This window comes from Streptomyces sp. NPDC052109 (assembly GCF_040680195.1).
In the GTDB taxonomy this organism is placed as follows: Bacteria; Actinomycetota; Actinomycetes; order Streptomycetales; family Streptomycetaceae; genus Streptomyces.
Window position 1 is genome coordinate 19,181 of the sequence record NZ_JBFAWF010000013.1, and the last position, 13,686, is coordinate 32,866.

Annotated in this window: 13 protein-coding genes; 6 read left to right on the plus strand and 7 right to left on the minus strand. The window is 71.8% G+C overall.

Annotated elements, in window-relative coordinates; genetic code table 11:
* Positions 1–8: 8 nt before the first annotated feature.
* The gene (locus AB0L59_RS24915; RefSeq protein WP_365587484.1) at positions 9–998 is read right to left on the minus strand and encodes a YafY family protein; all 990 of its coding nucleotides are present in this window, start codon (positions 996–998) and stop codon (positions 9–11) included.
* A gap of 158 nt (positions 999–1,156) precedes the next feature.
* On the opposite strand from AB0L59_RS24915, the gene AB0L59_RS24920 reads away from it, so the two are divergent.
* From AB0L59_RS24920 to AB0L59_RS24940, 5 genes are all read left to right on the plus strand, one after another.
* Positions 1,157–2,650, plus strand: coding sequence for an MFS transporter (locus AB0L59_RS24920; protein WP_365587930.1), 1,494 nt, complete (start codon positions 1,157–1,159; stop codon positions 2,648–2,650).
* Between the two features lie 193 nt (positions 2,651–2,843).
* On the plus strand, positions 2,844–3,605 hold the full coding sequence (locus AB0L59_RS24925; protein ID WP_365587487.1) for a DeoR/GlpR family DNA-binding transcription regulator: 762 nt from the start codon (positions 2,844–2,846) through the stop codon (positions 3,603–3,605).
* Positions 3,602–4,549 carry a 1-phosphofructokinase gene (gene pfkB, locus AB0L59_RS24930; protein WP_365587490.1) on the plus strand — a complete coding sequence of 316 codons (948 nt, stop codon included), beginning with the start codon at positions 3,602–3,604 and terminating at the stop codon, positions 4,547–4,549. The genes AB0L59_RS24925 and pfkB overlap by 4 nt, the downstream gene beginning before the upstream one ends.
* 166 nt (positions 4,550–4,715) lie before the next feature.
* On the plus strand, positions 4,716–6,917 hold the full coding sequence (locus AB0L59_RS24935; protein ID WP_365587492.1) for a fructose-specific PTS transporter subunit EIIC: 2,202 nt from the start codon (positions 4,716–4,718) through the stop codon (positions 6,915–6,917).
* Positions 6,918–7,037: 120 nt separating this feature from the next.
* Positions 7,038–7,289 carry a hypothetical protein gene (locus AB0L59_RS24940; protein WP_365587495.1) on the plus strand — a complete coding sequence of 84 codons (252 nt, stop codon included), beginning with the start codon at positions 7,038–7,040 and terminating at the stop codon, positions 7,287–7,289.
* A gap of 57 nt (positions 7,290–7,346) precedes the next feature.
* On the opposite strand, the gene AB0L59_RS24945 is transcribed toward AB0L59_RS24940, so the two are convergent.
* The 4 genes from AB0L59_RS24945 to AB0L59_RS24960 form a co-directional block, all read right to left on the minus strand.
* Positions 7,347–8,093, minus strand: a complete 747-nt coding sequence (locus AB0L59_RS24945; protein WP_365587498.1) for a DUF6227 family protein — start codon at positions 8,091–8,093, stop codon at positions 7,347–7,349.
* 157 nt (positions 8,094–8,250) lie between these two features.
* Positions 8,251–9,468, minus strand: coding sequence for an Ig-like domain-containing protein (locus AB0L59_RS24950; protein WP_365587501.1), 1,218 nt, complete (start codon positions 9,466–9,468; stop codon positions 8,251–8,253).
* A gap of 259 nt (positions 9,469–9,727) precedes the next feature.
* Positions 9,728–10,753, minus strand: coding sequence for a P1 family peptidase (locus AB0L59_RS24955; protein ID WP_365587504.1), 1,026 nt, complete (start codon positions 10,751–10,753; stop codon positions 9,728–9,730).
* Positions 10,754–10,790: 37 nt separating this feature from the next.
* Positions 10,791–12,029, minus strand: a complete 1,239-nt coding sequence (locus AB0L59_RS24960) for a low temperature requirement protein A (protein ID WP_365587507.1) — start codon at positions 12,027–12,029, stop codon at positions 10,791–10,793.
* A 187-nt stretch (positions 12,030–12,216) separates the two neighbouring features.
* Here AB0L59_RS24960 and AB0L59_RS24965 point away from each other — a divergent pair, with 187 nt between their 5' ends.
* A complete protein-coding gene (locus AB0L59_RS24965) occupies positions 12,217–12,393 on the plus strand; it encodes a hypothetical protein (RefSeq protein ID WP_365587510.1) in 177 nt (58 codons plus the stop codon).
* 19 nt (positions 12,394–12,412) lie between these two features.
* Here the strand turns inward: AB0L59_RS24965 and mscL are convergent, their stop codons facing one another.
* Both mscL and AB0L59_RS24975 read right to left on the minus strand, forming a co-directional pair.
* The gene (gene mscL / locus AB0L59_RS24970; protein WP_365587513.1) at positions 12,413–12,871 is read right to left on the minus strand and encodes a large conductance mechanosensitive channel protein MscL; all 459 of its coding nucleotides are present in this window, start codon (positions 12,869–12,871) and stop codon (positions 12,413–12,415) included.
* A 138-nt stretch (positions 12,872–13,009) separates the two neighbouring features.
* Positions 13,010–13,615, minus strand: a complete 606-nt coding sequence (locus AB0L59_RS24975; protein WP_365587516.1) for a hypothetical protein — start codon at positions 13,613–13,615, stop codon at positions 13,010–13,012.
* Positions 13,616–13,686 lie beyond the last annotated feature (71 nt).

Below are 13,686 nucleotides of genomic sequence, written 5' to 3' on the forward strand. Positions count from 1 at the left end.
TCAGGTCGTCACCGCGATGCCCCGTCCCCGGAACCGCCCGCTCCCGCCCGACTCAGTCGTCCCCCCAACTCCCGGACGCACGCCACGAGTTCATCCGGTGTCCGCACCGTGAACTCGTACCCCGTCATCGCCAGCCGCATTGCCAGCCAGTCCACCGGGTCCCCGGAGATGCCGCTCAGCACGCAACCGCCCTCGCCGTCGTCCTCCGGCACCCCGACCCAGGCCGGCACCTTCGCGGAGACCTGCTGCGCCGGTGCGGCGAACCGCACCGCGAACTCGTACGTCTCCTGCCGCCGGTGGATGGACTGCCGCAGATACTCGGCGGCGCTCCCCGTAGGCAGCTCCCGCGGAGCGAACCGTGCTCCGGTCGCGAACGGCTCGCTCACCCGGTCCACCCGGAAGGTCCGCCAGTCGGAGCGGTCGAGGTCGTAGGCGACCAGATACCACCGCCGGCCGGTCGACACCAGCCGGTGCGGCTCGGTCAGCCGCCGCGACTCGCCGCCTTCCCTGTCGCGGTAGGCGAACCGCAGCCGCTCGTGCCCCGCCACCGTCGACGCCATCACGGTCAGTGTCTCCGGCGCGATGCTCGGCCCGTCCCCGCTGGTCAGCGCCGTGGTAGCCGCCTGCAGTGTGGACAGCCGGTGGCGCAGCCGGGCCGGCAGCACCTGCTCCAGCTTGGCCAGGGCCCGTACCGACGCCTCGTCCACGCCCTCCACCGCATGCCCGGCGCCGGCCCGCAGCCCCACGGCGATCGCCACCGCCTCCTCGTCGTCCAGCACCAGCGGCGGCATCGCCTTGCCCGCGACCAGCCGGTACCCGCCGTCCGCGCCCTTCGTGGCCTGCACCGGGTAGCCCAGCTCCCGCAGCCGGTCGATGTCCCGCCGCACGGTACGACGCGACACTCCGAGCCGCTCGGCGAGTTCTCCGCCGGGCCACTCGCGGGGCGTCTGGAGGAGCGAGAGGAGTTGCAGCAGCCGGGCGGGTGTGTCGGTGGTCATACAGGCGAGAATGCCGTACGACTAGGTCATGATCTGACCTAATGGGGCCCTACGGTCACTCCATGACCTCGATCGACCGCAACGCCGAGCAGGGGCGCGGGGAACTGCGCGACCGGCCACGGACCACGGACAGCCGGACCGTCACGGACACTCCCACGATGCTGCCCACCACCCTTCCCGACCGGGCGCGCTGGGTCGCCCTCGCGATCGTCATGACCGCGGCCTTCATGGACCTGGTGGACGTGACGATCGTCAACATCGCCATTCCGTCCATCCAGCGGAGCGCCCACGCATCGGTCAGCCAGATCCAGTGGATCACCGCCGGCTACGCCCTGGCCTTCGCCGCGGGTCTGATCACCGGCGGCCGTCTCGGCGACATCCACGGCCGTAAGCGGCTGTTCCTGATCGGTGTCAGCGGCTTCACTCTCGCCTCCGCCCTGTGCGGTTTCGCCGCGAACCCGGAGATGCTGGTCGCCTCGCGGATCCTGCAGGGCGGTATGGCGGCGATGATGGTGCCGCAGGTGCTGTCGATCGTGCATGCCACCTTCCCCGCCCACGAACGGGGCAAGGTGTTCGGCCTGTTCGGCGCGATCGTCGGTCTGGGCGCGGTCTCCGGACCGCTGCTCGGCGCGCTGCTGACCGAGTGGAACCTGTTCGGCCTCGAATGGCGGCCCATCTTCCTCATCAACCTCCCCGTCGGCGTCCTGGCCTGGATCCTGGGCCGCCGCTTCATCACCGAGTCGAAGGCCCCCAGGGCGCTGAAGCTCGACCTCGTCGGTGTCGCCCTGGTCTCGCTGGGCCTGCTGATGCTGCTCTACCCGCTCACGCGCGGCCGCGAGCTGGGCTGGCCGCTGTGGGGGTACGTCTGCATGGCCGGCGCGCTCGCCGTCTTCGCGGCGCTGGTGTCGTACGAAAAACGGAAGGCGGCCAGGGACGGTTCCCCGCTCATCGAGCTGTCCCTCTTCCGGGTGAAGAGCTTCGCCGCGGGCATCGCCGTACAGACCGTCTTCGGTGTCGCACTCGGCATCTTCTTCCTGGTCTGGACGCTGTACATGCAGATCGGCCTGGGCTGGAGCCCGCTGCGGGCGGGGCTGACCGGCGTGCCGTTCTCCCTCGCGGTGTCCACGGCGGCCGGGATGTCGGTGCAGAAGCTGGTCCCGCGGTTCGGACGGAAGGTGCTCCAGGCGGGCGCGCTGATCATGGGCGTGGGGGTACTGCTCTACCTGGGGGAGGCACACCGGTACGGGCTCACCGTCGCCTCCTGGCAGATGGCCCTGCCGCTGGTCGTGATGGGCGCGGGGATGGGGCTGATCGTCGCCCCGCTGACCGACGCGGTGCTCTCGGAGGTGCCGCGCGAGCACGCCGGTTCCGCGTCCGGGCTGATCAACACGGTGCAGCAGATGGGCAACGCGCTCGGTCTGGGGCTCGTGTCGGTGGTGTTCTTCGGTGAGATCGGTGACCGGCTGTCCCCGGCCCGGGTCGGCCCGGCCTTCGTGCACGCCTTCCAGCACGCGCTGTGGTGGGTCGCCGGGATCATGGGCGTGATCTTCCTGCTGATGTCCGCCCTGCCGAAGCGGCCCGCGCAGCATGTCGAGGGGGCGGCGGAAGAGGAGCTGGCCGTGCCGGAGAAGGAACCCGAGCTGGTGCCCTGACCAGGCACGTCGAAGGCCCGGCACCGACCAGGTGCCGGGCCGCTCTGCTGGTGCGGACACGGTCGGAAGCCCGATCATGCCCGGTTGAAGTCTGAACCTGTTTACTTTCCGGAAATCCCGGCGTAGCCTCGCATCGAAACCACACGTTCGGGCATCAGTCGGAAGTGAACGGACACAGGCGGAGGCCAACGACATGTACGCACCGGAACGGCAGCAGGAGATCCTCCGGCTCGCACGTGACGGCGGCCGGGTGGACGTGCTGTCGCTGGCCGAGGAGTTCCAGGTCACCGCGGAAACGATCCGCCGCGATCTGAAGGCCCTCGACCGCGCCGGCCTCGTCCGCCGGGTGCACGGCGGTGCCATCCCGGCGGGCCGCCTCGACTTCGAACCGGACCTCACCGAACGCGAGTCGACCGCCGCCGACGAGAAGGACCGCATCGCCAAGGCCGCCCTCGCCGAACTGCCGACCGAGGGCACGATGATCCTCGACGCCGGTACGACGGTCGCCCGGGTCGCCGCCGGGATCCCGCTGGAGGCCTCCCTCACCGTCGTCACGCACAGCCTGCCCATAGCCGCCCGCCTGGCCGACCACCCGGGCATCCAGCTTCACCTCGTCGGGGGGCGCGTACGGCACCGCACGCGCGCCGCCGTGGACGCCTGGGCGCTCCGCGCGTACGGCGAGATCCGTGCCGACGTGCTGTTCGTGGCCGCGAACGGCTTCTCCGCCGAACACGGCCTGACCACCCCGGACCTCGCCGAGGCCGCGGTCAAGCGGGCCGCGGTGGCCGCCGCCCGCCGCGTGGTGCTGCTGGCCGACTCCGCCAAGCACCGCCAGGAGCACTTCGCCCGCTTCGGCGACCTGAGCGACGTGGACCTGCTGATCACCGACAACGGGCTGAGCCCCGAAGACGCCGCCGTCATCGAGCGCGGCGGCACGGAAGTAGTGCGCGCATGATCCTCACCGTCACCCCCAACCCCTCCCTCGACCGCACCTACGAGGTCCAGGCCCTCAAGCGCGGCGAGGTCATCCGGGCCGAGACCGAGCGCATGGACCCCGGCGGCAAGGGCGTGAACGTCTCGCGCGCCGTCGCGGCCGCCGGCCGGCGCACGGTGGCCGTTCTGCCCCTGGGTGGTGCGCCGGGAGCGCTCATCGCCGACCTGCTCGACGCGCAGGGCATCGAGGTCGCGCCCGTCCCGATCACCGGCTCCACCCGCTCCAACATCGCGCTCGCGGAGGCGGACGGGGTGCTGACGAAGATCAACGCTCCGGGTCCCGAACTGTCCCCGGCCGAACAGGAACTCCTCCTGGACACCGTCCGCGAACAGTCTCGGGACGCCGACTGGATCGCGTGCTGCGGCAGCCTGCCCCGGGGTCTCGCGCCCGCCTGGTACGCCGATGTCGTCACGCGGGCGCACGCCGGAGGCGCGCGTATCGCCCTGGACACCTCGGGGCGTGCGCTGCTCGAGGCGCTGCGCGCCCGGCCGGACGTGGTGAAACCCAACGCCGAGGAGCTCGCCGAGGCCGTAGGACGCCCCCTGGCCACCGTGGGCGACGCGCTCAAGGCGGCAGAGCAGGTGCGTGGCATGGGCGCGCGTGCCGTGCTCGCGAGCCTGGGCGCCGACGGGCAGCTCCTCGTGGAGGACACGGGCGCGTGGTTCGCCACCGCGCGCGTGGACACCGTCCGCAGCAACGTCGGCGCCGGCGACTCCTCCCTCGCCGGCTTCCTGATCGCGGGCGGCAGCGGCCCCGAGGCCCTCGCCTCCGCCGTCGCCCACGGTGCCGCCGCCGTCCAACTGCCCGGGAGCGTCATGCCGACCCCGGGCGACCTGGACCCGGCGGCGGTGACCGTCACGGCCGAGATCCCGCTCGACCGCGAACTGACGGAGCCGGCGCCATGAAAGCCCTGACCCGCCGCCGTACGACCGCCCCGTCCCGGCCGTGGGGAGAGTCCCCGTCACTCACCACGGCCGCCACCCCCATCCGCACCGCTTCCCCCCACAGCATCCCCGTCCCTGACTGCGCCCACCCCACTCCCCGGGCGATACGCGTGCATAGGAGCCCGCGATGAGCGACATGATCACCGCGGACCTGGTCGACCTCGACCTGTCCGCCGACACCAAGGAAGCGGCGGCGCGCGCCCTCGCCGAACGCATGGTGGCCAAGGGCCGGGTGACCGACCTGGACGGCTTCCTCGCCGACGTGGCCGCCCGCGAAGCCCAGATGCCGACCGGCCTCGACGGCGGCATCGGCATCCCGCACTGCCGCAGCGCCCATGTCACCGAGCCGACCCTCGCGTTCGGTCGCAGCGCCGCCGGCGTCGACTTCGGCGCGGCCGACGGTCCGGCCGACCTGATCTTCCTGATCGCGGCACCCGCCGGCGCCGACGACGCCCATCTCACGATCCTCTCCTCGCTGGCCCGGCAGCTGATGAACACCGAGTTCACCTCGGCGCTGCGCGCGGTGACCGAGGCGGAGACGGCGGCGGCGCTGATCCGCGGGGACGAGACGCCGAGTGCGGCGTACGCGCCGGCGGAGCCTTCGGGGGAGGGCGCGAACGCTGCGGCGAGCGCTGCACAGGGCGCCGTGGGCACTGCGGATGCCGGGGGCGCTTCCGAAGACTCCGCTGCGGCGCCGGTGGCGGCCTCCGCCGGCGCCGCGGCGGACACCACGGCGGAGACCACTGCGCCCGCCGCGGGCGCGTCCGCCCCGGCGCAGGTGACCCCCGCGGGCGCCGCCCCCGCAACGGACCCCGGTGAGCGCCCCTTCCGTATCGTCGCCGTCACCTCCTGCCCGACCGGTATCGCGCACACGTACATGGCGGCCGAGTCCCTGGAGAACGCCGGCCGTGACGCGGGCGTCGAACTCGTCGTCGAGACACAGGGGTCGGCCGGCTTCACCCGGCTGGACCCGGCGGTGATCGCGGCGGCGGACGGCGTGATCTTCGCGCACGACGTCCCCGTCCGCGACAAGGACCGTTTCGCCGGCAAGCCGACCGTGGACGTCGGAGTGAAGGCGGGCATCAACCGCCCCGCCGAACTCATCGCCGACGTGCGCGGGAAGGCGGCGCGCGGCGAGGCGAGCGCGCCGGCGTCCGCGTCGGGCAGCACCCCGGTCGAGCGCGCGGGCGACTCCACCGAGGGATACGGCACCAAGCTCCGCAAGTGGTTGATGAGCGGCGTGAGCTACATGGTTCCGTTCGTCGCCGCGGGCGGCCTCCTCATCGCCGTGGGCTTCGCGATCGGCGGCTACAAGATCAACAAGGCGCCCTCGGTGATGGACCACTTCATGTGGACCCAGGCCGACAGCTGGGGCGCCCTGCTGTTCCAGATCGGCGGCGTGGCCTTCGGTTTCCTGGTCCCCGTCCTGGCCGGCTACATCGCCTACGGCATGGCCGACCGGCCCGGCCTCGTCCCCGGCTTCGTGGGCGGTGCGATCTCGCTGACCATCAACGCGGGCTTCCTCGGCGGCCTGGCGGCCGGTCTGATCGCCGGTGGCGTGGTGCTGGCCATCCAGCGGATCGACATCCCGGCGGCGCTGCGCGGCATCATGCCGGTGGTGGTGATCCCGCTGATCTCCTCGGCGATCGTCGGGTTCCTGATGTTCGTCGTGATCGGCAAGCCCATCGCCAGCGCCCAGAAGGGCCTCACCGGCTGGCTGAACGGCCTCACCGGCACCAACGCGATCCTGCTCGGCGCCCTGCTCGGCCTGATGATGTGCTTCGACCTGGGCGGTCCGGTCAACAAGGTCGCCTACACCTTCGCCACCGCGGGCATCGCGGTCTCGAACCCGAGCGACTCCGCGATGAAGATCATGGCCGCGGTGATGGCGGCCGGCATGGTCCCTCCGCTGGCGATGGCCCTGGCCACCACCGTGCGCGGCAGGCTGTTCACACGGACCGAACGCGAGAACGGCAAGGCCGCCTGGGTGCTGGGCGCCTCCTTCATCTCCGAGGGTGCGATCCCGTTCGCGGCGGCCGACCCGCTGCGCGTGATCCCCTCGTCGATGGTCGGCGGCGCGCTCACCGGCTCCCTGTCGATGGCCTTCGGCGCCACCCTGCGCGCCCCGCACGGAGGCATCTTCGTGGTCCCGCTGATCGGCAACCCGTTCCTGTACCTCGTCGCCATCGCGGCCGGCGTCTGCGCCACCACGGCCCTGGTCGTCCTCCTCAAGGGCATGCGCAAGCAGGCCCCCGAGAACACGACCACCGACCCCGCCGCGAACCCGGCCACCCCGACGAAGGAGACCAAGCAGCCCGTGGCGGCCTGACCGGCGCACCACCTCCCGCCACACCTTGTCCCTTTAGTTCGCTGTGAGTTGTTCACGGCACCTGCGAGATACGTCACGGTCCGGGATCAAAGTCCCGGACCGTGGTGTGTACTGGGACGCATGCCTGAGCACGTCCCGACTCTCCAGTTGATCGGCGTGGCCGTCCTCGCCGCGGCGGCCGTCGTATGGGCCGCCGTACTGACGCGCCTGCTGCGCCGCCCCGGCCTCCGGGCCCCGGCCCGGCGCAGCTCCGCCCCGCTTCCCGCCCTGCCGCGCCAGCGGCGCGTGGGCCCCCCGCTGGAGTCCGTCGAACTGACCCCGGCCGAACGGGCCGCGTTCGCCGGGCTGGTACGGCAACTCGCCAACGGCTGACGGGGGAACGGCCCCACAGCGCTGAAGCCCCCGCACCGGGCGCTGCCGGCGCCCGCGCTATCCCTGCCGCGCCGCGCGGCGCTCCATGGCGTCCCGGGCCGCGTCCTCCGACATGTACACCTCGCACATGTGCCGCCCGTCGGGCGTCGCCGTGTGCTCGACCTCCCAGAGGGAGACCTCGCTGCTGTCCGGCAGCAGGAACGCGTGCTCGTACAGCGCGTAGCTCAGCCCCGCGCGTCCGGCCCGCCTCGGGCGCCCGAACGCCTGTGCGATCTCGTGCGCGGTCGCCGTCGCCAGCAGCGCCGCCGTCTCCGCGCCGGGCCGGTCGGCGTTCTCCGCACGGCGCAGCAGCCGGCGCACGTGGTCCGCCGAGTCGCCGGAGGCGAACGCGTGCCGAGGCTCCGGGATCGCCCACAGCCGCATCAGCGCCGGCAGTTCGAACTCCGGCGCGTCCGGTGGCGTTCCGAGCCGCGCCGAGGCCGCCTGCAGCTCCTCCTCGTCGACGTACACCTCGTGCTCGGAGGCGCCGCCCGGCGTGGAGTTGTGCACGAGCTCCCACAGCGTGACCGCGGAACCGTCGGAGAGCAGCCAGGTGTGCCGGTACGTCTCCCGATGCAGTCCCGCGCTGTGGTGCGCGGAGTGCAGCGAACTGTCGTGCGCCAGCGCGCAGTCGAGCTGCCGTATCACCTCGTCGGGCAGCTCGAACGAGTTCAGGGCACGGCCGAGGAGTCGCGCGAGATGCTCCTCCGGAGACTCGGGCGACTCGGCTGGTTCGTACGCTGCCGTCTCGTACGGAACGCTCAAGGTTTCTCCCGGCGTTGCTGCATGTCACCTTGTGGGTGCATACCGTAGCCCCTCGGTCGGACATCATGTCCGGGAACCGAGAAAACGTACGCCGGGAAAACGCGCGGGCCGCGCGAAGAATTCCCGCGCGGCCCTACGTGACGTCAAAACCCGCCGCTCAGAGGGCACTTCCCGCAGTCCAGGCGCCCCACGACATGTTCCAGCCGTTGAGCCCGTTGTCCGGTGCGACCGTGCTGTCCGGGGAGTTCTTCACGATCACGACGTCACCGATGAGCGAGCTGTCGAAGAACCACTTGGCCGGTGTGGCGCTCTGCCCGCCCTGTACGTCCGCGAGCCCGACGCAGCCGTGGCTGGTGCCTTCGTGACCGAAGGGCGGATTGCCCCTGTTGTACCAGTAGTTGCCGTGGATGAAGGTGCCGGAGCTCGTCAGGCGCATCGCGTGCGGCACGTCCGGGATGTTGTAGGCGTTGCCGAGGCCGACCGTCCGGCTGTCCATGGGGGTCTGCGTGAACTTCTCGGAGATCACCATCTGCCCGTTGTACGTGGTGTGGTCCGGGCTGCCGGTGGAGATCGGAATCGTCTTGATCGTCGTGCCGTCCCGCACCACCGTCATCGTCTGCGTGTTGGCGTCGACGGTGGAGACCTGCGACCGCCCGACGGTGAAGGAGACGGTCTTCTTCTGCACCCCGTAGACGCCCTTGGCGCCTTGCACCCCGTCCAGGTCGATCCTCATCGTGACCTTGGAGCCGGCTTTCCAGTACTCCTGCGGCCGGAAGTCCAGCCGCCGGTCCCCGAACCAGTGCCCGACCACCTGCTGGCCGCTGCTGGAGTTGACCGTGATGTGCGACTGCACGACCTTCCTGTCGGTGATCGACTTGTCGAACGTGAACGACACCGGCATGCCCACCCCGACCGTGGTGCCGTCGTCGGGGGAGTAGGTGCCGACGAAACTGTCGGCCGACGTGACGGTGGTGAAGATGGACTTGGTCGCGGTGGTACGCCCGTCGGCGTCCTTCGCGGTCGCGTCGATCTCGTACTTCGTCCCGCGCTCCAGCTGCTCCTTCGGCTTCCAGCTGCTGCCGTCCGCCGATATCGCCCCGGCCACGGCCTGCCCCGTCCCCGCGACGCTCATCTTCACGTCGGTCAGCTTGCCGCCGCTGACCTTCACCCCGGTCGCGTTGATGGACGCGCCGGTCGAACCGTCCTTGGCCGAGATCACGACCTGGGCCACCGACGCCTTGGGGGAGTCCTTGCCGCCCTTGTCGTCGCTGGTGGCGTTGGCGTCGCCACCGCACGCGGTCAGGGTGAGGGCGCCGACCATCAGGGCGGCACAGGCCCCCAGTGCGCGCCGCGCTGCAATGTCCGGCGTTGTCACGGGCTGCTCCAGGTTCGTGTGATGTGCGTGATCCGTTCCAGTGCGTGGAGAAAGAGGGCCTTGGCGGCCGGAAAGGTTCCCACCCGTTCCCCATGAACGCCATCACGTGACAGAACCGCGACAATTCAACCCCTGGAGGCGGGCCCGGTTCCCGTTTCCCGCCAGGCCATGTCCCCAACGTGACGCCAGGGGGCAGCCGTTGGCGGGCACCCGGACAGGAGTGCACGGGTGAGGGCGCGAACCGTGGGCCCCGCCCTCCCTACGACGCCCCGTACAACTCCCCGTACGACGGCCACGCCCCGCCCGGCCCGGTGACCGACTCCGCGGCGCGCACGCCCCGCACGATCGCGCGCGTCACCACATCCGCCCCGGCGGCGAGGACGGCGTTGAGCTCCAGCGGGTGCTCGGCGAGCGGGCGCGCGCCGGTCGCCAGCGCAAACACGGTGTCGCCGTCGTTCATGAGGTGCACCGGCCGTACGGCACGCGCGATCCCGTCGTGCGCCGTGCCCGCCACCTTCTGTGCCTGCGCCTTGGAGAGACTCGCGTCGGTCGCGACCACCGCCAGCGTCGTGTTGAGCGGCGGCGGCGCGTTCTTGGCGGCGGCCTCGTCGAGGCGTCGGCGCGCCGCCTCGTGCACCCGCTCTTCGGGACATTCCATCCGTCCCTGCGACAACTCCCCGTACAGCGCCCCCGTCCCGGGTTCCATCACCGACCCCGCGGCGTTCACGACCACCAGCGCCGCGACCGTGATCCCCGAGTCGAGCACCGCGCTCGCGGTACCCACCCCGCCCTTGATCCGCCCGGCCACGGCGCCCAGGCCGGCTCCGACGCACCCCTGCGCCACCCGGGCGCCCGGCGCGCTCGCCGCCGCGGCCTCCACCGCCGCCCGTCCGGTCGCCGCGTCCGGCCGCGCACGGAAATCCCCGCCGCGCCCCAGGTCGAAGACGCACGCGGCGGGCACGACCGGCACGACGTGCGCCGGGTCCGGGCCCACCCGCACGCCCCGTCGCCGCTCCTCCAGCCAGGCCATCACGCCGGACGCGGCGTCGAGCCCGTACGCGCTGCCACCGGTCAGCACGACGGCGTCGACCCGGTGCACCACGTTGCGCGGGTCGAGCGCGTCGGTCTCCCTGGTGCCGGGGCCACCGCCGCGTACGTCCACGGCGGCGACCGCGCCGCCATCCGGAGCGAGGACGACCGTGGTGCCGGTGAGCCAGCCGTCCCCGCGGCGTGAGGCGTGCCCCACCCGCAGCCCGGCCACGTCCGTGATTGCGTCAACAGTCATGGACGCCAGTCTCGCCCGCCGGGCGCCCCGGGAGGGCTCAGTCGGCCGGAGCGGTGGCGTTCGCCCCGTGTCCGCGGCGGGCCGTACGCGCCGTCAGCACCACGCCGGTCGCAACCGCGGCCGAGGACACGAGCCCCGCCGCGAGCACCGCCCAGTTGCCCAGGAAGGTGCAGCAGATCGCCAGCAGCGCCGCGACCGGCAGCACCAGCTGCTGGCCGATGCCGATCTTGAAGTGCCGCGCGTGCAGTGCCCAGACGGTGAGCAGATACAGCGCCGTCGGCAGTGTCACGGCCGCCGACGCGGACAGCGTGGAGATCTGCGTCTTGCCGACCGCGTGCTCCACGGCCACCTCAAGGCCCGCGCCGATCGCCGCGGCCGAGGAAAAGATCAGGTAGTGGCCGTAACCCCACAGGAACGCCTGCCCGTTGGCGCGCAGGCGGGCGTGGATGGGTACCACGAAGTAGATCCACCACGCGGCGAAGACGATCAGGAGCCCGCCCACCGCGATCGGCAGCAGCTCGCCCAGCGCGTTGTGCTCGTCCACGGCCGACTTCACGGCGACGGTGGCCGCGGCGATCGTCTCGCCGAGCACGATGATGGTGAACAGGCCGTACCGCTCGGCGATGTGGTGCGGATGCCAGGAGGTCTCGTGCCCCCTCTCGGCGTACAGCGGCACGCACATCTCCGCGATCGCCATCACGAGGAACACCCAGGGCCGCGCGGGACCGGGCAGCAGCACCAGCCCGAGCCAGCCGACCTGGCACAGCAGCACGCCGCACGCGTACCGCACCGCCGTGGTTCTCTCGGCGCCCTCGGCCGATCTCGCGGCTCTCAGCCACTGCGTGACCATCGCCAGCCGCATGATCACGTAGCCGAGCCAGATCGCCAGGTAGTCGTGATGCTGGACGGCCCGGGAGATCCCGGCGGCCAGCACGAGGACTCCGGCGACCTGCAGCAGGGTGACGACCCGGTAGAGCGCGTCGTCGTTGTCGTACGCCGAGGCGAACCAGGTGAAGTTCATCCACGCCCACCAGATGGCGAAGAACTCCATGGCGTAGTTGAGGATTCCGTCGCCGGCGTGCCCTGCGGCGACCAAGTGCACCAGCTGTACTCCCGCCTGTGCGATCGCCACGACGAAGCACAGGTCGAAGAAGAGCTCCAGCGGGGAGGAGACCCGGTGCGCCTCGTCGCGCCCGCGCGCGGTGAGCCGTCGCAGGGGACCGGAGGGCCGTGGTGCGCCCGAGGAGGCGGGCGCCGGAGCGGAACTCGACGTCATGCCTCCCAGGACAGCAGAAATCCGGTCCGAAATCCTGTGCACGGATTCACAAAGAAGCGGCGACCCAAGGTCTCGTCCAAAGCACCGGGTCAGATGCCGCTTCTCGGCCGCCGGCCGACGCGCACCGGGCCTTCGGGCAGGGACCCGGGAGAGCTGGGCGAGGGCATCGGGACCGTACCCTTGGGGCATGAGCACCGCCCCCGAATCCGAGCCCCGCGCCCCGAAGCCCGCGCTGGTCTTCGACGACCCGCTGGACCAGCAGTCCTCGGACGACACCGATCGCGGCTGGGGCGAGCGCTCGGACGCCGACAGCGCCGCCGACCTGAAGCGCTTCCTCGACGAGAAGCCGCCCCACCACCTCTGAGCCGTCCGCGGCGGCGCCGCTAGCGCTGGTCGTGCCCCGCTCCGCGCTGCGCGACCAGCGCGTCGCGGATCTCCTTGAGCACCTCCAGCTCGGTCACGTCCATGACCTCCTTGGTGCCCTCCCGCGCCGCCTTGCGGGCCGCCTGCCGCGCCAGGTACTTCGACATCGGCAGGACCATCAGGAAGTAGACGACCGCTGCGGTGATCAGGAAGTTGAGCGTGGCGCTGAGCACCGAGCCCCACAGGATGTGGATGCCTTCCTTGCCGTTGCACTGCGGGATCAGGCAGGAGCTGTACTGGTCGAGTTCTGTGCTGCCGATCGCGCCGACCACCGGGTTGATGACGCCCTTCACCACCGAGTTGACGATGTTGGTGAAGGCCGCGCCGATGACCACCGCGACCGCCAGATCGACGACGTTGCCGCGCATCAGGAAGGCCTTGAAGCCGTGCAAGACGCTCGGTTCCTTCTTCTCGCTCACCTCGGGGACTCTCCTCACATGCACAGGGTGTGGAACGAAACGCTCCGCAACCTACGGCACGGTGAGGCCATGGTGTCCAATCCCGTCGCTTGAGGGAGCCACCGGACGGCAGGCCGCGGGGACACCGCCCGAGCCGGTTCAGCAAAGCGTCACCGCCAGACGTGCCGTGGCGCTCGCGCCGACGAGCCGGGCCGCCGTGACACGCGGCACCGACAGCACGACCAGCGCCCCGCTCTCGGCCCCGCCCTCCAGAGGTTCGGGCACCTCGGTCACGCGTACACCGCGCGCGAGCACCCGGGCGACGCCCCCGGCCGACGGGTCCTCGGCGGCGATGACGTCGACACGGTCGCCGGGCCGCAGGAGTCGGACCGTGGCCGCGTCGGCGATCCGCACCGGCGCCGTCACCACGTCCACGGCCGCGGGCCGGCGTGCGGGCGCCGTGACCGGGTGACCGCGGGCCTGTTCCACGCGGTGCGGTTCGGCGCCGGTGCGCGGCCCCGCCGCGAGCAGCGCGGCCGCCGTCGTCGCGAGGCCGGCCGCGATGGCCCGCCTGCGGTGCCGTACGAGCCGGTGCAGCCGATGTCGCCCGCCGCGCACGCGCACGGGAGGGAATGCGGGGACCTCGCGGATCGCCGGGGCGTCCGTGCCCAGGGGACGCGGGAGCCGCAGGGGAGGCGGAAGAGGGAGAAGCGGCGGGGGCGAGGACGGAGTGGGGGACGGATTCGGGGACGAGGACCGAGGCATGGACATCACCGCCTGCGACGAGGAATTCGGCTTGCGACGCCACGATGGGGCCTCGCGCCGAATCCCGCCGG